The sequence below is a fragment of the Isoptericola haloaureus genome (assembly GCF_036689775.1).
In the GTDB taxonomy this organism is placed as follows: domain Bacteria; phylum Actinomycetota; class Actinomycetes; order Actinomycetales; family Cellulomonadaceae; genus Isoptericola; species Isoptericola haloaureus.
The window spans coordinates 318,523-345,233 of the sequence record NZ_JBAGLP010000110.1 but is presented as its reverse complement, the minus strand read 5'-3'; the positions used below and the strand labels follow the sequence as shown (position 1 = coordinate 345,233).

23 protein-coding genes are annotated in these 26,711 nt (G+C 71.3%); 10 read left to right on the top strand and 13 right to left on the bottom strand.

Going from position 1 to position 26,711, the window contains the following annotated elements; all coding sequences use genetic code 11:
• The 4 genes from V5O49_RS05420 to V5O49_RS05405 all read right to left on the bottom strand — a co-directional run.
• Nucleotides 1-311: hypothetical protein (locus V5O49_RS05420; protein ID WP_332901330.1), on the bottom strand; the 311-nt coding region annotated here is incomplete at its 3' end.
• Nucleotides 312-628: 317 nt separating this feature from the next.
• Complete coding sequence (locus V5O49_RS05415) at nt 629-1,585, bottom strand: glycine betaine ABC transporter substrate-binding protein (RefSeq protein WP_332901329.1); 957 nt, start codon at nt 1,583-1,585, stop codon at nt 629-631.
• A gap of 119 nt (nt 1,586-1,704) precedes the next feature.
• Nucleotides 1,705-2,619, bottom strand: a complete 915-nt coding sequence (locus V5O49_RS05410; RefSeq protein ID WP_332901328.1) for an ABC transporter permease — start codon at nt 2,617-2,619, stop codon at nt 1,705-1,707.
• 8 nt (nt 2,620-2,627) lie between these two features.
• Complete coding sequence (locus tag V5O49_RS05405) at nt 2,628-3,887, bottom strand: quaternary amine ABC transporter ATP-binding protein (RefSeq protein WP_332901327.1); 1,260 nt, start codon at nt 3,885-3,887, stop codon at nt 2,628-2,630.
• Nucleotides 3,888-4,225: 338 nt separating this feature from the next.
• Between V5O49_RS05405 and V5O49_RS05400 the strand changes: the two genes are divergently transcribed.
• The 4 genes from V5O49_RS05400 to V5O49_RS05385 all read left to right on the top strand — a co-directional run bounded on the left by V5O49_RS05400 (nt 4,226) and on the right by V5O49_RS05385 (nt 9,949).
• On the top strand, nt 4,226-4,891 hold the full coding sequence (locus V5O49_RS05400) for a YoaK family protein (protein ID WP_332901326.1): 666 nt from the start codon (nt 4,226-4,228) through the stop codon (nt 4,889-4,891).
• Complete coding sequence (locus tag V5O49_RS05395; RefSeq protein ID WP_332901325.1) at nt 4,888-6,675, top strand: gamma-glutamyltransferase family protein; 1,788 nt, start codon at nt 4,888-4,890, stop codon at nt 6,673-6,675. The genes V5O49_RS05400 and V5O49_RS05395 overlap by 4 nt, the downstream gene beginning before the upstream one ends.
• Nucleotides 6,676-6,778: 103 nt before the next feature.
• Nucleotides 6,779-8,815, top strand: coding sequence for an acyltransferase family protein (locus V5O49_RS05390; protein WP_332901324.1), 2,037 nt, complete (start codon nt 6,779-6,781; stop codon nt 8,813-8,815).
• Between the two features lie 45 nt (nt 8,816-8,860).
• Nucleotides 8,861-9,949, top strand: a complete 1,089-nt coding sequence (locus V5O49_RS05385) for a glycosyltransferase family 2 protein (protein WP_332901323.1) — start codon at nt 8,861-8,863, stop codon at nt 9,947-9,949.
• Here the strand turns inward: V5O49_RS05385 and V5O49_RS05380 are convergent.
• From V5O49_RS05380 to V5O49_RS05365, 4 genes are all read right to left on the bottom strand, one after another.
• Nucleotides 9,943-10,746 carry a sulfotransferase gene (locus tag V5O49_RS05380; protein ID WP_332901322.1) on the bottom strand — a complete coding sequence of 268 codons (804 nt, stop codon included), beginning with the start codon at nt 10,744-10,746 and terminating at the stop codon, nt 9,943-9,945. The two genes, V5O49_RS05385 and V5O49_RS05380, sit on opposite strands and share 7 nt — an antisense overlap.
• A gap of 100 nt (nt 10,747-10,846) precedes the next feature.
• Complete coding sequence (gene cysN / locus V5O49_RS05375; RefSeq protein WP_332901321.1) at nt 10,847-12,157, bottom strand: sulfate adenylyltransferase subunit CysN; 1,311 nt, start codon at nt 12,155-12,157, stop codon at nt 10,847-10,849.
• Between the two features lie 3 nt (nt 12,158-12,160).
• Nucleotides 12,161-13,063, bottom strand: a complete 903-nt coding sequence (gene cysD / locus V5O49_RS05370; protein ID WP_332901320.1) for a sulfate adenylyltransferase subunit CysD — start codon at nt 13,061-13,063, stop codon at nt 12,161-12,163.
• Nucleotides 13,060-13,947 (bottom strand): inositol monophosphatase family protein, encoded by an 888-nt coding sequence (locus V5O49_RS05365; protein WP_332901319.1) that lies wholly within the window; start codon nt 13,945-13,947, stop codon nt 13,060-13,062. The genes cysD and V5O49_RS05365 overlap by 4 nt, the downstream gene beginning before the upstream one ends.
• 421 nt (nt 13,948-14,368) lie before the next feature.
• Between V5O49_RS05365 and cysC the strand changes: the two genes are divergently transcribed.
• Nucleotides 14,369-15,601: an adenylyl-sulfate kinase gene (gene cysC / locus V5O49_RS05360; RefSeq protein ID WP_332901318.1), complete on the top strand. Its 1,233-nt coding sequence runs from the start codon at nt 14,369-14,371 to the stop codon at nt 15,599-15,601.
• A 92-nt stretch (nt 15,602-15,693) separates the two neighbouring features.
• Here cysC and V5O49_RS05355 read toward each other — a convergent pair whose 3' ends face one another.
• On the bottom strand, nt 15,694-16,659 hold the full coding sequence (locus V5O49_RS05355) for an ABC transporter ATP-binding protein (protein WP_332901317.1): 966 nt from the start codon (nt 16,657-16,659) through the stop codon (nt 15,694-15,696).
• Entirely contained in the window at nt 16,652-17,605 is a 954-nt protein-coding gene (locus V5O49_RS05350; protein WP_332901316.1) for an ABC transporter permease, read from the bottom strand. The genes V5O49_RS05355 and V5O49_RS05350 overlap by 8 nt, the downstream gene beginning before the upstream one ends.
• Before the next feature lie 117 nt (nt 17,606-17,722).
• Between V5O49_RS05350 and V5O49_RS05345 the strand changes: the two genes are divergently transcribed.
• Nucleotides 17,723-18,754, top strand: coding sequence for a hypothetical protein (locus V5O49_RS05345; RefSeq protein WP_332901315.1), 1,032 nt, complete (start codon nt 17,723-17,725; stop codon nt 18,752-18,754).
• A gap of 60 nt (nt 18,755-18,814) precedes the next feature.
• A complete protein-coding gene (locus V5O49_RS05340; RefSeq protein WP_332901314.1) occupies nt 18,815-20,032 on the top strand; it encodes a DUF6716 putative glycosyltransferase in 1,218 nt (405 codons plus the stop codon).
• Nucleotides 20,033-20,050: 18 nt separating this feature from the next.
• On the opposite strand, the gene V5O49_RS05335 is transcribed toward V5O49_RS05340, so the two are convergent.
• From V5O49_RS05335 to V5O49_RS05325, 3 genes are read right to left on the bottom strand one after another with little or no spacing between them, the layout of a single operon-like run.
• Nucleotides 20,051-21,082, bottom strand: a complete 1,032-nt coding sequence (locus V5O49_RS05335) for a glycosyltransferase family 2 protein (protein WP_332901313.1) — start codon at nt 21,080-21,082, stop codon at nt 20,051-20,053.
• Nucleotides 21,083-21,123: 41 nt separating this feature from the next.
• Complete coding sequence (locus tag V5O49_RS05330; RefSeq protein WP_332901312.1) at nt 21,124-22,014, bottom strand: N-acetylneuraminate synthase family protein; 891 nt, start codon at nt 22,012-22,014, stop codon at nt 21,124-21,126.
• 50 nt (nt 22,015-22,064) lie between these two features.
• Complete coding sequence (locus V5O49_RS05325) at nt 22,065-23,297, bottom strand: acylneuraminate cytidylyltransferase (protein WP_332901311.1); 1,233 nt, start codon at nt 23,295-23,297, stop codon at nt 22,065-22,067.
• A gap of 149 nt (nt 23,298-23,446) precedes the next feature.
• Here V5O49_RS05325 and V5O49_RS05320 point away from each other — a divergent pair, with 149 nt between their 5' ends.
• From V5O49_RS05320 to V5O49_RS05310, 3 genes are read left to right on the top strand one after another with little or no spacing between them, the layout of a single operon-like run.
• Nucleotides 23,447-24,553, top strand: coding sequence for a sulfotransferase family protein (locus V5O49_RS05320; protein WP_332901310.1), 1,107 nt, complete (start codon nt 23,447-23,449; stop codon nt 24,551-24,553).
• Nucleotides 24,550-25,482, top strand: a complete 933-nt coding sequence (locus V5O49_RS05315) for a hypothetical protein (RefSeq protein ID WP_332901309.1) — start codon at nt 24,550-24,552, stop codon at nt 25,480-25,482. Before V5O49_RS05320 ends, V5O49_RS05315 begins: the two co-directional genes overlap by 4 nt.
• Before the next feature lie 58 nt (nt 25,483-25,540).
• Nucleotides 25,541-26,704 carry a sulfotransferase family 2 domain-containing protein gene (locus tag V5O49_RS05310; RefSeq protein ID WP_332901308.1) on the top strand — a complete coding sequence of 388 codons (1,164 nt, stop codon included), beginning with the start codon at nt 25,541-25,543 and terminating at the stop codon, nt 26,702-26,704.
• The last annotated feature ends 7 nt before the right edge of the window (nt 26,705-26,711 follow it).

Sequence of the window (26,711 nt, the reverse complement as noted above, 5' to 3'; positions counted from 1 at the left end):
GTCGGCACGGCGTCGACGACGATCGGCTCCGTCGACGGCTCCGAGGTGGGCTCCGTCGACGGCTCCGAGGTGGGCTCCGTCGACGGCTCCGTCGACGGCTCCGAGGTGGGCTCCGTCGACGGCTCCGTCGACGGCTCCGTGATGGGCTCCGTCGACGGCTCCGTCGACGGCTCCGTGATGGGCTCCGTCGACGGCTCCGTGATGGGCTCGCTCGACATAACTGACACCGGGGCGTCGTCGTCGGCAGCGGCCGGGACGGTACCGAGCACCGTCCCGGCCAGCAGGACGGACAGCGCGGTCGCACCGGTCACGACCCGCCGCGCACGGAACCCTCGCGCAGCTCGGGGCTGCGACTCCTTCAACACATGATCTCCTCTGACGTTCGGCAGACGGCAAAGCCGACAGGAGGAGATTAGCGAAATAAGGTCACAAAATGAAGCATTCGGCGGAGACCGGACCGGGACTCCTCCCTGCCGTCGACCGAGACGTGGCAAGTGCCTGAACAGCACCGTAACCAATGATGGCAGGGCAATCCGCCCGCCGTCGACGGGCACGACGAAGCGCCCGCCCCGGACGGACCGGGACGGGCGCTTCGGGTCGGCCCTGGGGCCGGACGTCAGAGGGAGGCTCAGCTCTCCGGCATCGGGATGACGTCGGGGTTCTCCTCGAGCCAGGCCTCGACACCGGCAGCCGGGTCGTCCGGGTTCTCGTTCACGACGAGGTCCTCGAGCGTGCCGAACTGCGTGTCGTCGAGCTGGATACCACCGATGATCTCGGCGGCCTCCGGGTACTCGTCGGCGAAGCCGCTGGTGCCCAGGAAGTGCAGACCCTCGGCCTCACCGAGCGCACCCTCCGGGTCCTCGAGCGTCTTGACCGGGTAGGCGGCGTTCGCCCAGAACGGCTGCCACAGCGTGACGAGGATGTCCTCCTCGTCCTCGGTGGCCTGCTCCAGCTCGGTGAGCATCGCCGTGGTGGAGGAGGTCTGCAGCTCGTAGCCCGCCTCGTCCAGGCCGTAGGTCGGGATGACCGAGTCCTGCACGGCCGCCGTCAGACCGGCGCCCGGCTCGATGCCCACGATGGTGCCGTCGAACAGGTCGACGTTGTCGGCCAGCTCGGCGATCGAGTCGACCTCGGTGTACTCCGGCACCGCCATGGTGAGCTTGGCGTTGTCGTAGTACGTGCCGATGTCGTCGATCGAGTCGCCGTACTCCTCCATGTACTGCGCGTGCGTGACCTCGGGCCACGCGGACGGGTACATGTCGACGTCGCCCTCGGCGAGAGCGGTGTACAGCAGGCCGGCCTCCTGGACGTCCTGGTGCTCGACCGTGTAGCCGGCCTCGGTGAGCAGGTTGTCCGCGAGGTAGGCCATGCTCAGACCGTCGGTCCAGGCCGGGAGGTAGCCGAGCGTGATGGTGCCCATGTCGCCGTCGGCCATCTCCTCGGTCGACTCGTCGGTGCCCTCGGCACCGGCGTCGTCCGAGCCGCCGTCGTCCGTGCTGCACGCGGCCAGGGTGAGGCCGAGCGCCGCGGCGGAGACGAGGGCCAGGCCCTGGCGGCGGCGAAGGTGCTTGCGATGAGTGCTCATGTGATGAGTTCCTTCCGTGTCGGGGGACGGTGCCCCGTGGTGGGACGGGTCCCGGGACAGTTGGTTCCGGACAGGTCGTGCCCTGCCCGGCAGGACGGTGGGTAGGTGCCGGCGGCGCCTCAGACCGAGGCCACCGCTGCGCGGCCGGAGTCGCCCTTGCGGCTCTTGAGGACCGCGAGGAGCGAGCGGCCCGTCGGCTGGCCGATGGCGCCGGTGGTGCGGTCGAGGAAGATGGCCAGGATGACCACCGCGAGACCGCCCTCGACACCCTGCGGGACGTCGAGCGTGGAGATCGACTGAACGACCTCCCCGCCGAGACCGCCCGCGCCGACGATGCCGGCGACGACCGCCATCGACAGGGCCAGCATGATGACCTGGTTGACGCCGGCCATGATGGTCGGCAGGCCCAGCGGGAGCTGGATGCCCTGCAGGATCTGCCACGGCGTGCCGCCGAAGGCCTCGCCGGCCTCGACGGTCTCGCCGTCGACCTGACGGATGCCCAGCTCGGTGAGGCGGACGCCGGGCGGCAGCGCGAACACGATGGTCGCGCAGACACCGGGGACGACGCCGATACCGAAGAAGATGACCACCGGGACCAGGTAGACGAAGGCGGGCATCGTCTGCATGAAGTCCAGGATGGGGCGGACGAAGGCGCTGACCGCGTCGTTCCGGGCGGCGAGGATGCCGACAGGTACCGCGACGATCACCGCGACGACGGTGGCGACCAGCACCAGGCTGAGGGTCTCCATCGCGGGTTCCCACATCTCCATGCTGATGATCAGCAGCGTGCCGATCAGCGTGAAGACGGCGAAGCCCCACGACCGCACCAGGAGCGCGAGCAGCGTGAACAGCGCGGCCAGGACGAGCGGCGGCGGCAGCAGCAGCAGGTCCGTGATGCCGTCGATGAGGAACGACATCACGGCGGTGATGCCGTCCAGCAGCCACTCGAGGTTGTCGTTGATCCAGTCGATCCCGCTGTCGACGGCCTCACCGACCGGCACCTTGGGGATCAGAGTGTCGTCAGAGGTGGACATCGGGACCATCACTTCGCTCCTGCCGGGTCGAGAACGGGCTCACCGTCGGCAGGGCCCTCGCCCTGGCCGTCCGCGGCCACGTCGGGGCTGTCCGTCGGGGGGCCGGACAGCGCGCTGAGCAGGGTCACCCGCGGGATGACACCTTCCAGGCGCCCCGACTCCCCGACGACGGCGATCGGAGCCTTGCTCTCGGCCGCGTGGTGGAACAGCTCGGCCAGCGCCGCGTCGGGCGACACCCGCGGCACGGGCACGTCGCTGATCGGCAGCTTCTCGACACCGCGCCGCACCGCGTCGGCGACGTCGCTCTCGAGGACGGCGCCGGCGACCGTGCGGTCGCGCCCGACGACGAGCAGCGAGGACGTCTGGTGCTCGCGCATGAGCTTGTGGGCGGCCTTGGGACCCGAGTCCGGGCCCACCACGGCCACCGGGCGCTCCATGACGGCACCGGCGGTCAGCACGCGGGAGCGGTCGACGTCGGCCACGAACTGGGCGACGTAGTCGTTGGCCGGCTCGTTGAGGATCTCCTCGGAGGTGCCGACCTGCACCACGCGACCGTCGCGCATCATGGCGATGCGGTCACCGAGACGCATCGCCTCGTTGAGGTCGTGGGTGATGAACAGGATGGTCTTGCCGAGCTCGGACTGCAGCTCCAGGAGCTGGTCCTGCATCTCCTTGCGGATCAGCGGGTCGAGAGCGCTGAACGCCTCGTCCATCAGCATGACGTCGGTGCCGGCGGCGAGCGCTCGGGCCAGCCCGACGCGCTGGCGCATACCGCCCGAGAGCTGGTCCGGCATGTAGCCGCCCCAGCCGCCCAGGCCCACCATGCCGAGGGCTTCCTCGGCGCGAGCCTCGCGCTCGGCCTTGTTCACGCCGCGCAGCTGCATGGGGTAGGCGGCGTTCTCCCCGACGGTGCGGTGCGGCAGCAGCGCGAAGTGCTGGAACACCATGGACACCTTGGTCCGGCGCACCTCGCGCAGGGCGTTCGCGGACAGGTGGGTGACGTCCTGCCCGTCGATGGTGATGACGCCGTCGGTCGGCTCGAGCAGACCGTTGACCATGCGGATCAACGTCGACTTACCGGATCCGGACAGACCCATGACGACGAAGATCTCGCCGGGCTGGACGTCGAAGGTGGCATCGATGACCGCAGCCGTCAGCCCCTCCTTGCGGAGCTCGGCGCGGTCGGCGCCGTCCTGCAGCATGCGGACGCCGCGTTGCGGGCGGCGCCCGAAGATCTTTGTCAGGCCACTTGCCTCGATGGCTGGCACAATTCTCCCTGGTCAGGGGGCAGAAACTGGTCGTCGGACTCGGCTCAGGCCTGGCCCGTGCGGGCTGCGACCACCCGCCTCGACAGCCTGTCGGCCGCGAGTCGACACTCACGCACTACTTCTCACCATAGGCGATAGGCACATGTGGTCCACCGACCATCCCCGCGCCGACCGATGATCTTTATCACGATGTGTACCTTTTTGTTATCGACATGTGATCTGGCGGGGCGCAGCGAAGACAATTCGGAAACATGAGTGGTCTTTGACCCGTGAGGATGCTCACGAGAACGAAACATGACGCGTCTCCGCAGGCAGCCGGCCGGGCCTAGGGTGGCGCTGTGCCCCGCGACCGTCTCCACCTCGGCCTCATGCTCGCCCTGACCTTCTCCACCGGGGCCGCCGACGCCGTCGGCTTCCTCGGCCTCGACCGGGTCTTCACCGGCAACATGACCGGCAACGTCGTCATCCTCGGCATGGGACTCGCCGGCGCCGACGACCTGCCGGTGGTCGGCCCGCTGCTGGCGTTCGTCACCTTCCTCGCCGGTGCCGCCGTCGGCGGGCTCGTGCTCCGCGCCGACGACGTCGGGTGGACCGGACGGACCACAGCGTGCTTCGGTGCGGTCGGTCTCGTCCTCGTCGCCCTCACCGTGCTGCTGGGCGTCCACGACACCGACATGCCCCCCGGGGTCCAGCTCACCGTCACCGGCCTGCTGGCCGGCGCGATGGGCCTCCAGGCGGCCGCCGCCCGTCACCTGGCGGTCAAGGAGATCACCACGGTGGTGGTCACCAGCGCGATCACCGGACTGGCCATGGACTCGCGGCTGGTCGGCGGTCACGGTCGGCACGTCGGCCGCCGCGTCGCGGCGATCCTCCTGCTCGGGGCCGGGGCCGGCGTCGGCGCGGCACTGCTGCAGATCCACCTGGCCTGGGGCGTCGCCCTCAGCGCGGCCGTCGCGCTGACCGTGACCGCCGTCGGCCACCTCCGCGGACGGGAGACCGCATGACCTTCACCCCAGCGCCCGCACCGACCACCCGCCCCGACCTGCAGGGCTCGTTCGGCATGGCCGCCTCCACCCACTGGTCGGCCACCGGCAGTGCGCAGTCGGTGCTGGAGCGCGGCGGCAACGCGTTCGACGCCGCCTGCGCCGCGGCGTTCGTGCTGCACGTCGTCGAGCCGCACCTCAACGGCCCGGGCGGCGACCTGGTCGGCCTGTTCGCGACCGCCGACGCACCGGGCCGGCCCCAGGTGCTCAGGGGCCAGGGACCGGCGCCGGCCGCGGCCACGATCGCGCACTACCGCGACACCGAGTGCCTCGACCTGGTGCCCGGTTCCGGTGCCCTGGCCGCCGCCGTGCCGGCCGCCGTCGACGCATGGCTCGTCCTGCTGCGCGACCACGGGACCTGGACCGTGCGCGACGTGCTGACCTACGCCGTCGGGTACGCCCGCGACGGGCACCCGGTGCTGCCGGCCGTCGCCGCGACGATCGGACGCGTGGCCGACCTCTTCACCGAGCACTGGCCGACGTCCGCCGCGCGGTGGATGCCGCACGGCCGGCCGCCACGGCCCGGCGAGACGGTGACCAACCCCGCCTACGCCGCCGTGCTGGACCGGCTCGGCGACGCCGCCGACGCCGCACCCTCGCGCGCCGCCGGGGTGGAGGCCGCTCGCGCCGCCTGGCGAGAGATCGTCGGGCCCGCCGTGGAGGAGTTCGTCGCCACGCCGCACCGGCACTCGGACGGCCGCGACCACGCGGGCGTGCTGACCGCCGCCGACCTGGCCGGCACGGGCGCGGGCTTCGAGGAGCCGGCGACGGTGTCGTTCCGGGGCCGCACGGTCGTCAAGCCCGGTGCGTGGACCCAGGGCCCCGTGCTGCTGCAGTCCCTGCGCCTCCTCGACGGGTTCGAGGACGACCGGCTGGACGTGGCCACCGAGCTCGGCGCCCACACCGTGCTCGAGACGCTCAAGCTCGCGCTCGCCGACCGGGACGTCTGGTACGGCGACACCGACGTGCCGCTCGACCACCTCCTGTCCACGGAGTACGCCGCGCAGCGCCGGGACCTGATCGGGGACAGGGCCTCGCACGAGCTGCGGCCCGGCAGCGTGCCCGGGCGCACCACTCCCCCGCTGCCCCCGCTGCGCACGACCGGGGCCGCGTCGTCGGGCACCGGGGAGCCCACCGTCCAGGTGAACGGCACGACGCGGGGCGACACGTGCCACGTGGACGTCGTCGACCGGTGGGGCAACATGGTCAGCGTGACGCCGTCCGGCGGGTGGCTGCAGTCCTCGCCGGAGATCCCCGCACTGGGGTTCTGCCTCGGCACGCGTCTGCAGATGACCTGGTTGGACGAGACCTCCCCGTCCCGGCTGGCGCCCGGGGTCCGTCCCCGGACCACGCTCTCCCCCACGCTCGTGCTCGACGGCGGCCGGCCCGTCATGGCCTGCGGCACGCCCGGCGGCGACCAGCAGGACCAGTGGCAGCTGCCCTTCCTGCTGCGCACGCTGGTCGGCGGGTACACCCCGCAGCAGGCGATCGACGCGCCGACCCTGCACACGACGTCGATGGTCGACTCCTTCTGGCCGCGCACGTGGACACCCGGCGGCGCCGTCGTGGAGTCGCGGCTCGGCACCGAGGTGATCGACGCCCTGGCCCGGCGCGGCCACGTGCTGACCGAGGCCGGGCCCTGGTCGCTCGGACGCCTGTCGGCGGTGACCCGGGACCCGGCGACCGGTCGGCTCGGGGCCGCGGCCAACCCGCGCGGGGCGCAGGGGTACGCGGCCGGGCGGTAGCCGCGTGCGGCGGACGTGGCCTGCCAAGAGCGCGTAGGATGTCGGGGTTTCGGAGCGTGGACGCAACAGCTGTCCGCGCAGGTCGCACACGGATCGGCACCACGTGAAGTACTCGGCACGACAGGGGCGCGTCACCGCGTCCCACCACATCTCGGAGCTGCACGGCCTGCGCGGCCTCGCCCTGGTCCTCGTGGTCGTCTTTCACCTCTTCGGCAACGGCCGTGTCTCCGGCGGCGTCGACGTGTTCCTGCTGGTCTCCGGTTTTCTGTTGACGCGATCGCTCGTCCGGCGAGCCGACGGTCCGGGGATCTCTCTAGCCGCCCACTACGCGCGCACCGCCTGGCGCCTGGTCCCGCCGGCGGCGCTCGTGCTCGCGGTCACGGCGCTGCTGACCGTCGCCCTGCTGCCCGTCTCGCGGTGGGTCGAGGTCGGTCGGGAGACCGTTGCGTCCGCACTATACGTCGAGAACTGGGCCCTGATCGCCTATCAGCTCGAGTACGGTGCAGCGGGCCCCACGGCCAGTCCGCTGCAGCACTTCTGGTCCCTGTCCGTCCAGGGCCAGTTCTTCGCCCTCTGGCCGGTCGTCGTCGTAGTGCTGGCCTGGCTGGCCCGCCGTGCGGGGCGGACGGTGACGACCGTGGTGCTGCCCGTGCTCGCCGTGGCCACCGCTGCGTCGTTCGCCTACGCCGTCCACCTCACCGCGACCGCCCAGCCGATCGCCTACTTCAGCTCCCTCACCCGCTTCTGGGAGCTCGGCCTCGGTGCGCTCCTCGCCCTCGTCCTGCCCCTCCTCCGGCTGCCGGACGGACTGCGTGCCACGGCCGCGTGGCTCGGCGTCGGACTGGTCGTCAGCACAGGGTTCCTCCTGGACGGCGCACGCCTGTTCCCCGGACCGTGGACCCTGTGGCCGGTCGTGGGCGGACTCCTGGTCCTCGTGGGCGCGGGGACGGCCTCCACGTGGGGTCCGCGACGTGCGCTCGAGGCCCGCCCGCTGCGCTTCGCCGCGGACATCTCCTACCCCCTGTACCTGTGGCACTGGCCGCTGCTGGTGTTCTACCTGCAGGTCCGCGGGGAGGAACGGCTCACGTGGTCGGGCGCGACGCTCGTCCTCGCGGTGTCCGTGGTGCTCGCCTGGGTCACCCGTCTGGTGCTGAACCGTCCGGCGGTCGACCTGTCCGCACGGCGCAGCGCTCGACCGGCGCTCCTGACCGCCGCCACACTCACCGTGCTCGTCGCCGTCGCGAGCGGTGCGGGGGTGGCGACCGTCCAGAGGCACCAGGACGCCGAGCTCCGACTGCTCGCCCAGAGCTCGCCCGACCATCCCGGCGCCGCCGCGCTCGCGGGCACCGCCGGCCGGGGCCAGGGTCCCACCGACGCGGAGTTCCGCCCCACCACCGACGTCGCGGCCCAGGACCTTCCACCGAGCCTCGCGGACGGCGACTGCATCCAACAGTTCGGCGACGGCCCCGGCTACGACGAGCTGCTCGTGTGCGACTCGGTCACGCCGCCACGTCCCGGCCGCCACGTGGTGATCGCGGGCGCCTCTCACTCCTACCAGTGGGAGCCGGCGCTCCAGCTGCTCGCCGAGCAGCACGGTTGGCGTCTGTCGGTGCTCGGCAAGAGCGGGTGCCGCCTCGTCGTCCTCGACGAGGACTCCGACTGCGCCCGCTGGGCCCAGGAGGCGCTGCAATGGATCGAGGACGAGCAGCCGGACGCGGTCGTCGTCGTCGGCACGTTCACGCCCGACGAGGTCGGCGAGACGGAGCAGGTCCTCGACCCCCAGATCTCGGCATGGCAGCGGCTGGCGGCCGCCGAGGTCCCGGTCGTGGCGATCCGGGACAATCCCCGCTTCGACGGCCGGGTCCCCGACTGCGTCCAGGACGAGGGCCAGTTGGCCTGCACGGTGGCGCGGTCGGAGGTTCTCGCGCGACGGTCACCGCTGGAGACCCACGCCGACGTGCCGCCCAACGTCCACCCGGTCGACCTGAGCGGCGTCGTCTGCACGGATGACGAGTGCCCACCGGTGGTCGGAAACGTCCTCGTCTACCGGGACGATGACCACTTCACCGCCACCTACGTCCGCACCCTGACCCCGTACCTTGGTGAGGCGCTCCGCGGAGCGGTCCCGCGGCTGTTCTGAGGCGCAGTCCCGGGCGGACTGCCATCATGAGGTGTGATTCTGACCGTGAGCACCGTCAAGGCCCCCGTACGGGCGCTCGAGGACTTCGTCGAGCGCAACCTCGCGTCCGGCGCGGACCATCTCGTGATCTTCCTCGACGCGCCCGACGCCGACGCCGAGACCTTCCTGGCAGCCCACCCCCACGTGACCCACGTCGTCACGGACGCCAGCTACTGGCGTGGCAGCCGTCCGGGCAACCTCAACGCACGCCAGACGATCAACGCCAACCTCCTGCGCACCGCTCTCGTCCCGCTGCCGTGGGCCGCATGGTTGTTCCACATCGACGCCGACGAGTGCCTCGAGATCGACCGGGACCACCTCGAGCGCCTCGAGGACTCCGTGCAGGCCGTCCGCCTGGACACTTCCGAGGAGGTGAGCAGCGACGACGTGCGCCGGCGCGGGTGGTTCAAACGCCGGCCCACGTCCGACGAACTCGACCTGCTCACCGCGCTGGGCATCATCGCGCGGCCCGCCCTCAGCCAGTACTTCAACGGTCATGTCGAGGGCAAGGTCGGGGTTCGTCCGAGTCTCGACTGCTGGATCGGGATCCACCACGCCAAGCACGACGTCGGTGAGCAGGTGCCCACCGCCGCGGGGACGGACTTCCGGGTGCTGCACCACGAGGGCGTCTCGCGGGAGGAGTTCGTGACCGGTCACCTCGAGACCCGGCCGTCGAGCCCGGCGAAGATCCAGGGTCGACGCAGCACGGTCCTCGGCGCGGTCCGCGCTCTTCGCGCGACGGACCTCGACACCGACCGCCGTCGGGAGCTGCTGGCCGAGATCTACGACCGCTCTGTAGCCGATCCCGTCGATGCCCTGGACGAGCTCGGGCTCCTGGTGCGGCCGGACCCCGCCAGGCATGCGTACGCACCCCGGACGATCGACCGCACGCAGCGGCGTGGACTCACCGAGATGATCGACGCCCTGCGTGAGCAGCCGCTCGGGTCCTTCCACCCGAACTCAGGACTCGCAGCCCCGATCGACGCACTCGACGGTGCCTACGCCTTCCTGCGTTCCGCCGGGGCCGAGACCACCGAGGCGGTCGGAGCCGTCCTCGACCGATCCCGCCGGAGGTCGAATCGGCGGGATCAGTAGTGCCAGGACTCCGGGATCTCGTCACCGAACCGCTGCCGTGTGAACTCGTACACCGGTCGGAGCCGGTCGCGGACCTTCGCGGAGTCCGGCATGTCGAGCTGGCGGCCGACGTGCGACGTGTGGCCGAGGTCCCAGGGCCACTCCTCGGCTGCTCCGATGTGGCGGGCCACCCGGCGCAGGTTGTCCGCCGTGAACAAGGTCTCGTAGAACAGGTAGAGCACGTCGTCGCCGAACGTCTCGTCCAGCAGCTGGACGGTCGTCGCGTAGTCCGACCTCACGAAGGACTTGTTCGTGTCGATGTCGCGATCGAAGCGGTCCGCGATGTCGAGCCGCCGGCGGCGGTACGGCGTCCGACGGTGACTCATCCGGACGGCGGACCAGTAGCGTTCCAGAGGATCACGCATGATGAAGATGACCTTGGGCTGCAACGTCTTGCGCACGACCTCGTACGTCTCGCGCGTGAGGCCCGCGTAGGCGGGCGTGATCTCGCCGACGACGTCGGCACCCAGGCTGTCGAGGTAGGCCCGATAGCGCTCGGGGCCCTGGAACGCGAGCTCGATGATGTCGAGCAGGCCAGGAACGTCTTCCAGCTGCTTCTGCTGGTCGATCTTGCGCCGGAGCTCTCGCACGTAGTCCACGCCGAAAGAACGGTCGAAACGCGTGGGGAACGCTGAATCGAAGTAGTGCAGCTCCTTGCGCGGGGGGAGGCCGACACCTGGGTGGAGCCCCAGCTGGTCGTGCAACCAGGTGGTGCCGGCCTTCTGGGCACCGACGCAGAGGAAGTACTGACGATCCATGGCGTGCATGCTATCAATGGGTGAGGGGCGGCCTACCCACCCTTCGAACAGAGCGACGCCGCCCCCGGCGGTGCAGCCGGGAGCGGCGTCGTGCTGTACGTCAGGAGGTGTGCGGCAGGCCGCCGATCATGCCGGCCGCTACCGTCCGGTTGGTCGACTCGTCCACGAGGATGAACGACCCGGTCTGCGGGTTCTGCTGGTACGGGTCGACGAACAGCGGCTGCGTCACCCGGAGCTGGATGCGGCCGATCTCGTTGAGCTTGATCTCTGTCGCCTCCTCGTCGCGGTGCAGCGTGTTGACGTCCACGCGGTAGTTGATGTCCTTCACCATCGCGCGCGCCCAGCGGGTGGTGTGCTTGATGGCGTACTTCTTGCCCTTGACGAGCGAGGACTCGGAGTCCATCCAGCAGATCTGCGCGTCGATGTTCTGCAGCGCGGCCGGGGTGTTGTTCGGCCGCGCGATCATGTCGCCGCGCGAGATGTCGATCTCGTCCGCGAGCCGCACCGTGACGGCCATCGGGGGGTAGGCCTCCCCGACGGGACCGTCGGCCGTGTCGATGGCCTCGATCGTCGTCTCGAGACCGGCCGGCAGCGCCACGACCTTGTCGCCCGGCTTCATGACGCCGGAGGCGACCGTGCCCGCGTAGCCGCGGTAGTCCCGGGAGTCGTGCGACTGCGGGCGGATCACGTACTGGACCGGGAACCGGACGTCCATGAGGTTGCGGTCCGAGGCCACGTGCAGGCGCTCCAGGTGGCTGAGCAGCGCGGGGCCGTCGTACCACGGGGTGTTCTCCGACCGGTTGACGACGTTGTCGCCCTCCAGCGCGGAGATCGGGATGAACGTCAGGTCCGGGACACGCAGGCGTGAGGCGAACTCCGTGAAGTCGGAGCGGATCTGCTCGAAGACCTCCTCGGAGTAGTCCACGAGGTCCATCTTGTTCACGCAGACCACGATGTGCGGCACACCGAGCAGCGTCGCCAGGAAGGTGTGGCGGCGGGACTGCTCGATGACACCCTTGCGCGCGTCGACGAGGATCAGCGCGACGTCCGCGGTCGAGGCGCCGGTGACCATGTTCCGGGTGTACTGGATGTGCCCCGGGGTGTCGGCGATGATGAACTTGCGCTTCGGCGTCGCGAAGTAGCGGTAGGCGACGTCGATCGTGATGCCCTGCTCGCGCTCGGCGCGCAGGCCGTCGGTCAGCAGCGAGAGATCGGTGTAGTCGTTGCCGCGGTCCTTGGAGACGCTCTCCACCGAGTCGAGCTGGTCCTCGAAGATCGTCTTCGAGTCGAACAGCAGCCGGCCGATGAGGGTCGACTTGCCGTCGTCGACGGAGCCGGCCGTCGCGAAGCGCAGCAGGTCGATGGAGCCGTCGGTCAGAGCCTCGGCGGTGGTGTGCTCGGTCGTGGTCATGGCTTAGAAGTAGCCCTCTCGCTTGCGGTCCTCCATCGCTGCCTCGCTCACCTTGTCGTCGCCGCGGGTGGCGCCGCGCTCGGTGACGCGCACGGCCGCGACCTCCTCGACGATGGCCTCGAGCGTGGTCGCCTTGGACTCGACGGCGGCCGTCAGGTTCGCGTCGCCGACCGTGCGGTAGCGCACGGACCGGATCTCGGAGGTCTCCCCCTCCTTGAGGGGGGTGAACTCGTTGACGGCGAACAGCATGCCGTCGCGATCCACGACCTCGCGCTCCTGGGCCAGGTACAGGTCCGGGATGTCGATCTGCTCGGCCGCGATGTAGGACCAGATGTCCAGCTCGGTCCAGTTGGACAGCGGGAACACCCGGATCGACTCGCCCTGGTGGACCCGGCCGTTGTACAGGCTCCAGATCTCCGGGCGCTGGTTCTTGGGGTCCCACTGGCCGAAGTCGTCGCGGAAGGAGAACACGCGCTCCTTGGCGCGGGCCTTCTCCTCGTCGCGCCGGCCACCACCGAATGCCGCGTCGAAGCCGTGCTTCTCGACGGCCTCCAGCAGCACCGGGGTCTGGATGCGGTTGCGCGAGCCGTTCGGCTCCTCCTGCACGAGGCCGCGGTCGATGGCGTCCTGCACCGAGGCGACGACGAGCTGGATGCCGAGGTTCTCGACCCAGCGGTCACGGCAGTCGAGCACGGTCTGGAAGTTCAGGCCGGTGTCGACGTGCATGATCGGGAACGGGATGCGCGCCGGGGCGAAGGCCTTCGCCGCCATGTGCAGCATCACGATGGAGTCCTTGCCGCCGGAGAAGAGCAGCACGGGACGCTGCATCTCCGCCGCCACCTCCCGGATGACGTGGATGCTCTCCGCTTCGAGGCTGCGGAGCTGGCTCAGGACGTGAGACGTCACGACTGGGCACCTTCCTTGATCGCCACACCGACCTCCTGCAGCGCCGCACGCAGGTGCGCGGCCAGGGCCGGGTGGCAGACGAACAGATCGGGGAGCCAGGGATCCTGGCGGTTGTACTCGAGGGGCGTCGCGTCCAGCCGCGTGCAGACGTGGCCGGCTGCGATCGCGACACCGACGGGTGCCGCCGAGTCCCACTCGTATTGTCCACCACCGTGGACGTAGGCATCGACCGTTCCGTCGACCGTGGAGACCACCTTGACGCCGGCCGACCCCATCGGGACCAGCTCGACGTCGTCGCGGCGGGAGAGCTCGGCGACGAACTCCGGCGGACGCGAGCGGCTGGCGGCGATCCGGAGCGGCCGCTCCCCCGCGAGAACGGCTCGGACGGCGTCGTCGAGATCGGCGGCCGAGGACGGCTCCTCGGTCGTGTGCACGACCCCGCGAGCGGGGAGGGCGACGGCGGCGGCCGCGAGACCGCCGGCGCCGACGGTGGCGTCGCTGTGCCCGCGGACCCACAACGCCACGTGCACGGCGAAGTCGTCACGCCAGCCGGTGGTGCCGTCGACCCGTTCGGCGAACTCGCGTGTCCCGTCGAGCGGGTCGATGATCCAGACGCGGTCGGCGTCCAGTCTGGCGGCACCGTCCTTCGCCTCCTCCGACAGCACGGCGTCGTCCGGTCGGGCGTGCGTCAGCGCCGCCGCCAACCAGGCCTGGGCGGCCGCGTCGCCCGATCTCTTCAGCTCGCGGGGGTCGAACTCCCCCCCGGCGGCGTCGACGTCGGCACGCAGCGCGAGCAGCACCTGCCCGGCACCGTCGGCGAGTGCGGCGGCGAGCTCGCCGTCGGCGAGGGAAGGTGCAGGGTGCGCCGGTGATGGCGTGGTCATCGAGCTCCTCGTGTCTCGGGGCTTGGCACGCGACGAGCCAAGGACTCGGCAGAGGCTACCATTGCGGCCATGCCTGGTACCGCCCCGCTCCGGCGAACGGGACGCGCATGGCCGAGGCCTCCGGCAGCGGACCACGACGTCATGACCTGCACCCGGCGCGCACGCCGTCTCGGTGTGCCGACCCCGTGACGAACGTCGGTCCTCGCGCTCGTCACGGCATTGTCGATCGGGTCGGGCTCAATCGCCCGGCGCCGCACCGCGCCGGTCCGCCGCGCCGCCGATCGGAGCGGCCACCGGGCTGCTGGCCGGAGCGCGGTTCGAGCCCCGGCGCGTGGGAGGCTCGCCCAGCGGGTGCCACGCACCCATCGACGCCCCAGCACCTGGCGCCGACCGCGACGACGAAGGACGACACCGAAGCACCATGAACATCCCGGACACGACCCACGTGCTGAGCCCCGACGAGCTCGACCTGCTTGAGCTGCACCTCGGAGGTGGCACCGACACCTTCGGCATCTCGGGCGGCGCTCCCGAGGGGTCCGTGACGCTGACGGACGCCGAGAACACCCCGCTCGCCGTCCTCGAGGGGGGTCGGGCGACGGCCGTCAAGCCGTTCGCCCGCGCGGCCGGGCCGCACTGGGACCCCGCGCTACGACGTCCCGCCGACACCGTGGCCCACGAGATCCGACGGGAGGTCGGCCCCGAGGCCGACGTCCTCGCCGTCGTGGTGGACGAGCCCGCGACCCACGACGAGCTGACTGCCCTCGAGACCCTCGTCGCCGACCACGCCGCCGTGATCGTGCTGGTGCCGGCCTCCCGTCGCGCTCCGACACCCGGCGATCTCGGTGCTCCCGGCCTCACCCGCGTCGGCGCCGTGGTGCGCGACGCCGTCGCGGAACGCACGTCGGTACCGGTCCTCTGCGTGGTCGTGCCCTGGGCGCACGACGCCGGTCTGCGATGGGACGACGTCGCCGTCCGGCACGGCGCCGACCACGTCGTGCGGCTGGCCGACCACCGGCGGGCGACGACCTCCGAGCGCCTGGCCCGGCTGGGTTCGTTGTGGTCGGACGAGGTCGCCGCGCTGTACCCGCCCCCGGTCGCGCGCGACGTCGTCGACGCCACGCGCGGCGCCCGCCGGCAGGGCACCGTCGTGTTCTTCACCGGGCTGTCCGGATCCGGGAAGTCCACGGTCGCGCAGGCGCTGGCGGCCGAGCTGGACGACGAGGGCCGGCACACCACACTCCTCGACGGCGACGCCGTGCGGCAGCACCTGTCCAAGGGCCTCGGTTTCGACAAGGCGTCCCGCGAGCTCAACGTCGAGCGCATCGGCTACGTCGCGTCTCTCGTCGCCTACCACGGCGGCGTCGCCGTGGCGGCGCCGATCGCACCGTTCGCGTCCGGACGCGCCCGCGTCCGGGAGCTGGCCGAGGCGGCGGGACGGTTCGTCCTCGTCCACGTCTCCACCCCGCTCGAGGTGTGCGAGGCCCGGGACCGCAAGGGTCTCTACGCCAAGGCGCGAGCGGGCGAGATCCCCGACTTCACGGGCATCTCCTCCCCGTACGAGGTGCCGACGGACGCCGACCTCGTGATCGACACCTCTGTGACGTCGGTCGAGGACGCCGTCGCCCGGGTTCGCGTCGAGCTCGACCGGGAGTGACGGCAACAGGGCCGTCACCGGCGACCGGGTCGCCGGACCGCCCGCGCGGGGCCGGGCGCACGGCACGGCGACGGCGCGCCAGGCCGCCGTCGTCAGGGCTGGTTCTTCCGGCGGCCGCGGCCACCGCCACGGCGGCCCCTGCCGTTGCCCCGCCCCTTGCCCTTGTTGACCTGGCGCTGCGCCCGCACGTAGTCGCGGTAGGCCGTGGTGACCTCTTCGGTCGGGCCGTCCATGACCAGCTGCCCCTTGTGCAGCCAGAGCACCCGGGTGCACATCGCCTCGATGGTCGACACCGAGTGGCTGACCAGGAAGACGGTGCCGGCGTCCTCACGGATCTCGTCGATCCTCGCCTTGCTGCGCGCCTTGAACGTCGCGTCACCGGTCGCGAGCGCCTCGTCGATCATCAGGATGTCGGGCGCCGCCGCGGACGAGATCGCGAACCGCAGGCGCGCCGCCATCCCGGAGGAGTACGTCTTCATCGGGAGGTAGACGAAGTCACCGATGTCGGCGAACTCGACGATCTCGTCGAACCGCTCTTCGACCTCGGCCTCGGTCAGACCGAGCGCCAGGCCGCCGATCATGATGTTGCGCTCGCCCGACAGCTGGGGCATCAGAGCCGCGTTCACGCCGAGCAGCGCGGGCTCCCCGGCGACGTGGACGGAACCGGACTTGGGAGGAATGAGTCCGGCGACCGCCCGCAGCAGCGTGCTCTTGCCCGACCCGTTCACACCGACGATGCCGATGGATTCCCCGTGGTGCGCCACGAACGAGACACCGCGGACGGCGTGCACCTCCGTGTACGCACCGACGTGGTCGCCGCCCGCCGTGACGAGCCGCCGGAAGAAGCCCGGCTTCGTGTCCTCGACGTCCGTGGTCTTCGCCCCGCTCGCCCTCGCCTTCTGGCGGCCCCTGCTACCGATCACGCGGTAGACCACGTGCAGGTCGTCGACGACGAGGCACGGGTCGCCGATGTCGGCGACCGGCGGACCGCCGGCGAGGTCCTCCGGGTCGAGCTCGACGTCGAGGTCGACGTCGAAGTGCAGATCCGACTCAGTCACGCCCGTACCGCTCCTCTCCGCGCCAGAACACGATGAACCCGAGGACGAACGTCAGGACGGCCCAGCCCGCACCCAGCGCCCACATCGTCGGGTCGGGGGGGAACGCCTCCTCCTCCGTGAGGATCGAGCGTCCGAGGTACAGGTAGACCGCCACGGGCTGGTACTCGAGAACGGGGCCCAGCACCGACTGCCAGGCGCCCGGCAGGTTGTCGACGTAGTGCGTCACCGGGAAGATGACGCCGGAACCGTACATGACGAACCGCATGACGAAGCTAATGACGTTGTCGAGGTCCGGCGTGATCGCCACCACGCGCGCGACGATGAACGCAATCCCGGTGTTGAAGATCCACATCAGGGCGACCGCGCAGGGCAGCAGCAGCCACTGCCACGTCACCGGGATGACGGGATACTGGGGCAGAAGACCGGACAGCAGCACGATGCCGCACATCGCCACGAGGGCGGGCAGGAGCGTGGCGAGCTGGGACAGGACTGTCGAGATGGGCAGAACCGCCCGGGGGAAATGCAGGGAGCGGATGAGGTTGGTCTTGCCCGCGATGGACTTCGAGCCGCCCGAGACGGACTGCTGGACGAACCGGAAGAGGAACACCCCGATGACGATGAACGCGACCGCGTTCTCCACGCCACGGCTCGTGTCGAGCAGCAGCCCGAAGATGATGACGTAGACCGTGGCGTTCAGGATCGGGTTGAGGAGCGCCCAGACCTGACCGAGGTAGTTGTTCTGGTTGTTCGCGTAGGCCTTCGAGGTCGCCAGCACGTGGATGAACGCCCTGCGACGGATTAGGTCGCGGACGTACCTGGTCAGCTTGGGTCGCACGCCCATGGCGGTCAGGTCGTACTCCGCCGCCAGCGCACGACGTTGACTGGAGGTGAGCGGTGGGACGACCGGCGCGGGAGGACGGACAACCTGCTCCGGATGTGCGTCCACCTGTTCAGTCTCCCCGGTCACGTTGTCCGTGGTCACGATCTGGTGGAACCTCGTTCGTCGTTCTGTCGTCGGCGTGCGCCGACTCGATGACCGATCCTACGTGAGAAACTTCGGCCCGTGGCGCACACCTCCCGCTCAGCCGGATCCCGTCCCGGGACCGACGAGACCGCCGGCGGTCTCGTCGAGTCCCCGCTGCAGCTGCTGTGCGCCGTCGAGGCTTTCGCTGCCGGACTCGTCGGGCCGCGGTTGCGCCTGCGGGTGCGGTCCGACGTCCCGTCCCTCGGCACGGCGCTGGCTCAGCTCGACCGCCTGGGACTGCCCGACGGGATCGAGCCCGAGCTGGTCCCGGGGCGCGCCGGCCTCACCGCGCGTGAACCCCTCCAGCTCACCGGCGACGCCAACTCGGGGATCGTGCAGGCGTGGACGCTGACCCACGGTTTCCGACGGCTGGTCGTCGTGGACGACGGCCTCGACACCCTGGAGCTGGCCCGGGTCCTCACCACGCCGGGGCAGGCCGTGGTCAGGCTGCGCGGGTCGGACGGGCGGGTGCGCCGGCTCCTCGGACGTGCCGTGGGCCACCGGCTCCGCCGGGCGGCGCGTGCCGGACGCGTGACGATCTTCACGGCGATGCCGTTGCCCGCCGACCACCGCAGGGCGCTGGCCGACCTCGGTGTCGACCTGCGCACGAACATCTTCAGCTGGCTGCGGTCCCTCCCCGCGCCCGAGGCACCGCCCGAGCCCGTCGTGCTCGTGGGCTCGGCACTCGTGGCTGACGGGCTGGTGCACCCGGGCCTCTACGTCGACTGGGTGCGGGAGCTGGCGGCCCTCGGACCGGTGCGCTACCTCCCGCACCGCCGTCAGCGGGGCGACGTGCTGGCCGTCCTGGCGGACGTCCCCGGGGTCGTCGTCGACGCGCCCGGCGCACCGGTCGAGCTCCGTCTGCGCGGCCTTGTCGCCGGACAGTGCGTCACGATGCTGCCCTCCACCACCGCTGTCCTGCTGACTCGCATCCTATCGCCGCGCGGCGTCCGGGTCCGGCCGCGCGGCGTGCCGGCGAACTGGTGGACCCCGGCGGCCGGACCACAGCTGCGGACCCATCTGGACCAGGTCGTCGACCTCGCGGAGAGGGTGCGACGGGCCGACGGCTGACGACCCGCCCGGTGGCGACGGGGGCGACGACGGCGGCGCCACCCGTGAGAAACTCACCGCGTGCCCGCCGAACCCCCGACCGACCGTCCGTTGCACGTCCTCGCGGTCGCCGACAGCGACTCCTACCTCAAGTGGGCCTGCGCGACGCTCCGGACGATGGACGATGCCAGCGACGTCCGGACGTCGGCCGTGATCGTCCGCAACCCCCTCGCCCCGACCCCGGAGCAGGTCGACGCCGCCGTCGCCGGCACCGACGTGCCGCCGCCCCGCGTCGTCGGGCCAGGCCGGCTACGTCGGCTCGCAGACACCTGGCGACCCGACGTCGTCCTCGTCGCGGCGACCGGGCCGGTGGCGGAGATGGTGGCCCGGGCCGTCGCGGGGGGCGGCGCGCGACGACGCGAAGGCGGTCGTCCCGCCCTGGTGACCGGCCTGCCCGGCGTCGCGCTGCCGGCGACAGCCACGGGCACGGGATGGCGTCGTTGGTGCGACGCCTTCGTGGTCCACGGCCGTCGGGAGGTCGAGGCCTACCGCAGCGCCTTCGAAGCGCACGGCACGGCCCCGGCGGTCGTGCTCTCCCGGCTGCCCTTCCTCGGGGGGGCCGCGCCGGGGGCCGACCGGGAGATCCACCGGGTCGTCTTCGCACCGCAGGCACTCGTCCCGGCGGACCGGGAGGACCGGGTCCGGCTCCTGAGGGGGCTGGCGGCTCTTACCGACCAGGGGTTCGAGACCGTGGTCAAGCTGCGCGCCCGCGCCGGTGAGCGTCAGACCCACAACGAGCGCTACCCGCTGGACGCGCTGTGGGACGCCGTGCACGACGATCTCGGGCGGCCCCACGACGCGATCCGCTTCGTCGACGGGCCCATGGCCCGCTGGCTGACCCCTGGCACCGCGTTGGCGACCGTCAGCTCGACGGCTGCACTCGAGGCCATGGCCCGGGGCCTGCCGACCGTTCTCGTCGACGACTTCGGGGTGTCCGACCGGCTCCTCAACGAGCCCTTCGTCGGCAGCGGGTGCCTGGTTTCGCTGGCGGACCTGCCCGTGCTGCTTCGAACGGGGGGCCCGACCCCGGACCCGGGGTGGACGGAGGACAACTACCTGCACGCCGAGGCCTCGGCGCTGCCGACGACGGTCCGGAACCTCGCTCGACGGCGTCGCGCCGGGCAGCTCCGGCCCGTCGGCCGCGTCCGGCCCCTGTCGTGGCCGCGGCACGCGTGGACCACGGTCCGCTCGACGCTACCGACGACGCTCTCCCGACGGCTGGTCCGCCGAGTCCGCTGAACCCTGGGGGAGCCCGCTTCACGCCCGGTGGTCGGCTGCTGCCCTCCTCGTCACGCCCCGCAGGAAGCCGGCGCCCCAGCACAGGTGCATCGTGGCGAGGACGGCGGGCAGCCGGACCCCGGCGCGCCAGGACAGCCGTGGCCGACGCGTGGCCGCGTGGGCGGCTGCCGACACCTCGCCCAGGACGTAGCCGGTGACCACGCCCGCACCGACCAGGGTCCACACCGGCGCCCCGATCGCCAGCCCCACGAGGAGCGACACGACCGCGGCACCGAGGGCGAGGACGACCAACGGAGGCGCGAGGTAGCGCGGGCTCGCCGTCGCCGGGTGTCGTCGCACGATCTCACGCCGCCACATCCCGGTGCGCCAGAACTGCTTCGCGACCGCACGCAGCGTCCTCCGGGGCCGGTACTCCACCTCGAGAGCCGGGTCGAACCACAGCAGCGAGCCCGCGCGCCGCATCCGGAGGCACATCTCCCAGTCCTCGCCCCGGATCATGCCTTCGTCGAACCCTCCGACCGCGAGGACCGCGTCCCGCCGGAAGGCCCCGAGGTAGACGGTCTCGGAGGGGCCGGCGGAACCACCGACGTGGAAGGACGCGCCGCCGATCCCTGCCGGGTGACTCATCGCGCGGGCCACGGCCATCTGTGTCGGTGCGTCGCCCACGGGACGCATGATCCCTCCGGCCCCGTCGGCACCGGCGTCGAGCATCACGCGCACAGCGCGCCGGACGTAGGTGGGCTCGAAGACCGTGTGCCCGTCGATGCGGACCACGACCTCGACGTCCGGCGAGGTGGTGGCCATCGCTCGGTTGAGCCCCTCGGAACGCGAACCCGTCGGGTTGTCGACGACGACGACCCGCGGGTCCGTGGCGGCCAGGCGGTCCGCGATCGGCCGCGTGCGATCGTGCGACGGTCCGACGGCGACCACCAGGTGGAGCTGGCCGGGGTAGTCCTGCGCGAGGATCGAACGGACGGCGGACTCGAGGTAGAGCTCTTCGTCCCGGACGGTGGCGACCACCGCCACGGCCGGTACTCCGGCCTCGGTCACGCCCTGCACCCCGCTGTCCGGTCTGGTCGCGCGGTCGCCCATCAGCCGTCGATGCGGCGCAACCGCGACATCGGCGAGAACTCGCCGGGCATGACGCGCTTGCGGCCGTCGCCGAGCGCCTCCTCCAGGATGCGGATGTCGCGCACCAGGTTCTCCAGGCCCTTCGGCTCGAGCGAGGAGGCGTGGTCGGACCCCCACATCGCACGGTCGAGCGTGATGTGGCGCTCGACCGCGACAGCGCCCAGCGCCACGGCGGCGAGAGAGATCTGCAGACCCGTCTCGTGACCGGAGTAGCCGACCGGGACGCCGTAGCGCTCGCGCAAGGTCGTGATCGTCCGCAGGTTCGCCTCCTCCGCGGGGAGCGGGTACGTCGAGGTCGCGTGCAGGATCACCAGGCCGTCGGTACCGAGGATCTCGACCGCAGCGTCGATCTGCTCGAGCGTCGACATCCCGGTGGAGAGGATGACCGGCTTGCCGGTCTCCCGAAGCGCACGCAGGAGGTCGGTGTCGGTGACCGACGCGGACGCCACCTTGTAGGTCGGCGCGTCGAACCGCTCGAGGAACTCGACGGAGGGGACGTCCCACGGCGAGGCGAACCAGTGCAGGCCCCGGGACTTGGCGTACGCGTCGATCTCCGCGTACTCGTCCTGCTCGAACTCGACCTTGTACTTGTACTCGAGGTAGGTCATCTCGCCCCAGGGGGTCTGGCGGATCTTGTCCCGCTGGTCCTTGGGGGTGCTGATCTCCGGGGTGCGCTTCTGGAACTTCACGGCCTGCGCACCGGCATCCGCGGCGACGTCGATGAGCTGCTTGGCGATCTCGACGTCGCCGTTGTGGTTGATGCCGATCTCGCCGATCACGTAGACCGGCTTGTCCGGACCGACCTCGTGCTCGCCGATCATCACCGGTGCGGGCTGGGCGGTCGCGCTCATGTGTCTGGTCCTTCCGAAGGGATCGGGCTGCGGAGGCGTCCCGGAGGTGGTCACGCCTGGTCGGCGACCTGCTCGGAGGTCTCCGGTCCCGCCGCCCGTGGGCTGTGCTGCCCAGCGAGTATACGGTCACAGATCTCCCGGACCGCGCCGTGCCCACCGGCCCTGTCCAGGACGAGGCGCGCCGCGGCCAGCACCTCCGGTCGCGCGTCGGCGACGGCCACGGGGAGCCCGACGACGGACATCGCCCCGAGATCGTTCACGTCGTTGCCCACGTAGGCGACACGGGCGGGGTCGACCCCCTCGGACTCCAGCCAGTCCCGCAGGGCGATCTCCTTGTCGCCGATCCCCTGCAGCACCTCGACCCCGAGCTTGCGGCCGCGCGCCGAGACGACGGGGTTGACCTCCGTGGACAGGATGACGACCCGCGTCCCTGCGCGCCGGAGCAACGACACCCCCATGCCGTCGTCGCGCCCCACGCGGACGGACTCCTGACCGTCCTGGGTGACGATGACGTGGTCGTCCGTGTGCACCCCGTCGAAGTCGGTGACGAGCACGTCGACGTCCGTCAGGGCGCCCGACACGACGGACTCGTCCCGCATCGACGCCAGCACACGGGCGAGCCGGAGGTCGTGGGGCTCGTCGATCTCGATCGCCCATCGCGGATCCACCGCCTGGATCCCGACCACCCCGAAGAAGCGCACCTCTCGCTCGAGGAACCCCTCGGTCCGCATCACGTAGAAGGCCCCGGTCTCGCGGAAGTGCGGAGCACGATCCTGCCGGCGGGGGCGGTGCCCCGTGTCGTGGCCCACCGGTGACGCGAGCCCGTCGTCCAGCCGCCACTGGAAGTCGTGGCTCGCGGACGCGGCGACGACGACGTCCTCCTGTCCCGACCGGACCCTGCGCACGGCGGCGTCCAGGTCCGCGGGGTCGACGAACGGCGACGTCGCCTGCATCAGGACCGTCACGGAGGGCAGGCCGTCGGCCGCGTCCTCCGCGCCGAGGACGGAGAGCGCGTGCAGCACAGCGGACTCGGACGACGCCGCGCCACCGGCGAGGTCGGCGGGCCGGTCGACCACCGTCGCGCCGTGCCGCCGGGCCTCCCGGGCGATCTCCGGGTGGTCCGTGGACACCAGCACCTGCCGGACCGAGGGGGTGGCGAGCGCGGCGCGCACGGCCCGGGCGACCAACGACGCCCCACCGACGTCCTGGAGGTTCTTCAGGGGGACGCCGACGGACCCGCCTCGGGCGGGGATGACGACGACAGCGGGCGCTGCAGCAGACATGGGAACTGGCTCATCTCGGGCGATCGGCACGGACGCCCACCAGGCTAGACTCTCCAGCACGCGGCAGATGCCCCTGGCCGGGGACGCGCCTCCCCCCGCGGCTCGTGGACGTGCCCCGAAGGGGCCGGTGCCTGTGCCATACTCGCCCTGTGCATCAGATCTCCAGCGACCCGAACGCGACCCCGAACGCGACGTCCGAGACGGCATCGAAGCGCCGGATCGTCTTCGTCGCCGGTTCCGGCCGGAGCGGAACCAGCACCCTGTCCGGCATCCTCAAGGAGCTCGGCATGCGGGTGCCGGTGCCGGAGGTCACCCCGGACGAGACCAACCCGAAGGGTTTCGGCGAGTCCCAGTGGGTCGTCGACCTCCACAACCGTCTGCTGCGCCAGGCGAACGTGCAGGTCTCGGACGCCCGTCCGCAGGCATGGTTCGAGGCCGGCCGTCTGGCGACGAACGACAACCTCCGCCACGAGATCTCGACGTGGCTCGACCGTCAGTTCGGCGACGCCGACGAGCTCGTCGTGAAGGACCCGCGGCTGTCGTGGTTCCTCGGGCTGTGGCGCGTCGCAGCGATGCGCAGCGGCACCGAGGCGACGTTCGCGACGATGCTGCGTCCGCCGACCGAGGTCATCGGGTCGAAGGCCAAGTACTACGGCCGTCGTGGAACCGTCGACGGGATCGCCGCGTGGGTCAACATGATGCTCCACACCGAGCGGGCCACCCGCGGGTCGAAGCGGGTGTTCGTCCGCTACCACGACCTCCTCGACGACTGGACTGTCCCCGTCAACGGTCTCGGTGAGATCTTCGACATCCAAGCGGTCAAGACGGCGACGCCGTCTTCCATCCTGCGGGTGCACGAGTTCGTCGACCCGAACCTGCGTCGTGTCCAGATCACCTGGGACAGTCTGTCCGTGCCGCGCCAGCTCCAGGCCCTGGCGCAGGACACCTGGGAGCAGCTCAACAAGCTGGCGGACCCCGACGGCGACAACGAGAAGACCCACGCGGAGTTGGACGTGCTGCTCGACGAGTACACGGCCTTCTACGAGGACTCGGAGGCGATCGCAGCCTCCACCGCGCTCGCCAGCCTGAACCAGGGTCGACGCGAGGGCCGGCGCGGTGCCCGCAAGCGTGGCGGTGTCCCCCGCTACCGACGGGTCGCCAACCGGATCCCGCACAGCCTCCGGGCCAAGATCCCGGCCTCTGCCCGCCGCCGCGTCGGCGGCGTGGTCCGGAAGGTCGCCGGAGGCAGCCGGTGACCGACGAGCGGCTCGCGCCGAGCATCCCCACCCTCGAGGGCCACTCCGACTACGACGTCCGCTGGGCCTGGGAGTCCGGCCCTCTCGAGGAGGGCATGACGGCCGTCCTCCGCGTCAAGGACGAGGCGCAGTCCCTGCCCTTCGTGCTGCCCCCGCTGTTCGAGGCGACCCAGCGTGTCGTCGTCGTGGACAACCAGTCGACGGACGGCACGCCCGAGGTGGCCCGTACGACGGCCGAGCGCTGCGGGGCCGCGGACAGGCTGTTCGTCACCGAGTACCCGTTCGCGGTCAGCCGGGCCGGCAGCGAGCACCTCGCCACGCCGCCACGCTCGGTCCACAGCCTCACCCACTTCTACAACTGGTCGTTCTCGCACGTGACGACCCGGTACTCGATGAAGTGGGACGGGGACATGGTCCTCACCCGCGAGGGCGCCGCGACGATCGCGGACCTCTCCTGGCAGCTCCGGTCCGTCGAGGCCGTCGTCGCCATGCCGCGGCACAGCCTCTACGTCGAGGACGACCGCGTCGCCTATCTCGACCTGGGCCTGGTCAACGCCGAGCCGTGGATCTACCCGATGGGGTCGAAGTACCAGTTCACCAAGGCCTTCGAGTGGGAGTGGCGCGCCGTCTCGCGCGACGCCCACCGCATCCGTCTGCCCGAGGGTCTCTGCGTCGAGCTCAAGCATCTCGACTCCGACGAGTTCGCCCACTGGACAGCGCCCGAGGACTTCGCGAACAGCAGCAGGACCGCGCGCAAGCGGCACGAGTGGAACCTCTTCCACGCACTCCGCGAGGGACGGTGGCAGGAGCTGGACGTGGTCGAACGGATCGAGGCGCCCGAGGGCACCCACGTCATCGACTACGTCTGCGACACCTGGCTCCCGCGCGCTCCGCGACCGCTGCAACGCCGCGGCGGGTCGGCCCCCTGACCCCGGTCCGATGTCCCCAGGAGTTCCCCGCAGATCATCGACGGAGGGTTGACCCCGCGTGACCACCGACAGCCCGGCACCCCCCGACGACGAGGTCGGCCCGACGACGCCCGGTGACTGGCCGTCCTTCGCACATCTCGAGCAGAGGACCATCGTCCTTCCCGGTCGGAACGTGGTGTTCGCGCCGATCCCGAAGAGTGGGTCGACGTCGATCCTGTGGCTGCTCGCAGAGCTGGCCGGCTACCGGACCGAGCGCTTCGAGCGCTCGATCAGCCGCGAGGTCTCGGCCGTCATGACCATCCACGACATGAGCCGGTGGGCCGACAAGTACGTCTGGGCATCGTACTCCGAGCAGGAACGGTCCGAGATGGCCGTCTCGGAGGAGTGGCTGCGGTTCACCACCGTGCGCCATCCCGCGGAGCGCCTCTGGTCCGCGTGGCAGTCCAAGGTGCTGTTACGCGAACCGGGTTTCGTGGAGAGGTTCGGCGAGGCGGAGTGGTTCCCGGAGAGCCCGTCCCGGCCCATGGACGTCGTCGCCGACTTCCGCGCCTTCGTGCGCGCCCTGGCCGACCCGGCCGATCGCCCCGTGGACGTCCACTGGGCGCCGCAGACCACGATCCTCGCCGACGGCCCTGCGGTGAACTTCGTGGGGAGGGCCGAGCGCCCTGGCCTGACGACACGTCGCCTGCGTGAGCACGTCGGCGGTCGGAAGTGGTCGGCACTGCGACACGAGAACAGGAGCCTGCTCCCGTTCTCGCCGTCCCTGTACGACGAGGAGACGGCGGAGATCGTCGCGACGCTCTTCGCCGAGGACTTCGAGACCTTCGGCTACCGGCCGGTCGAGGCGGGCCGGGGTGATCTCGGCGGCTGGGTCGGCAACGCCCGGCCGTACCTCGCGGCGATCTCCGAGATCGCCGACCGCCACGAACGGATCGCGGTCCTGCACCGCAGCGCTCACCGTCGGCGCCGATCGTCCGAGGGCGACTCACCCACCGAGAGCGACTCACCCACCGAGAGCGACTCACCCACCGAGAGCGACTCACCCACCGAGGGCGACTCACCCACCGAGAGCGACTCCGCGGCCGAGGGTTCGCCGCTCCGCGGGCCGGAGCCCACCGACGTCACGTCGCCGACCGAGCCCGCGCCGGACGCAGGCGACGGCACGCCCGACACCGTGACGGACCCCGCGGACGGCAGCACCACAGCGGCGGACCCGCGCTGAGGAGCAC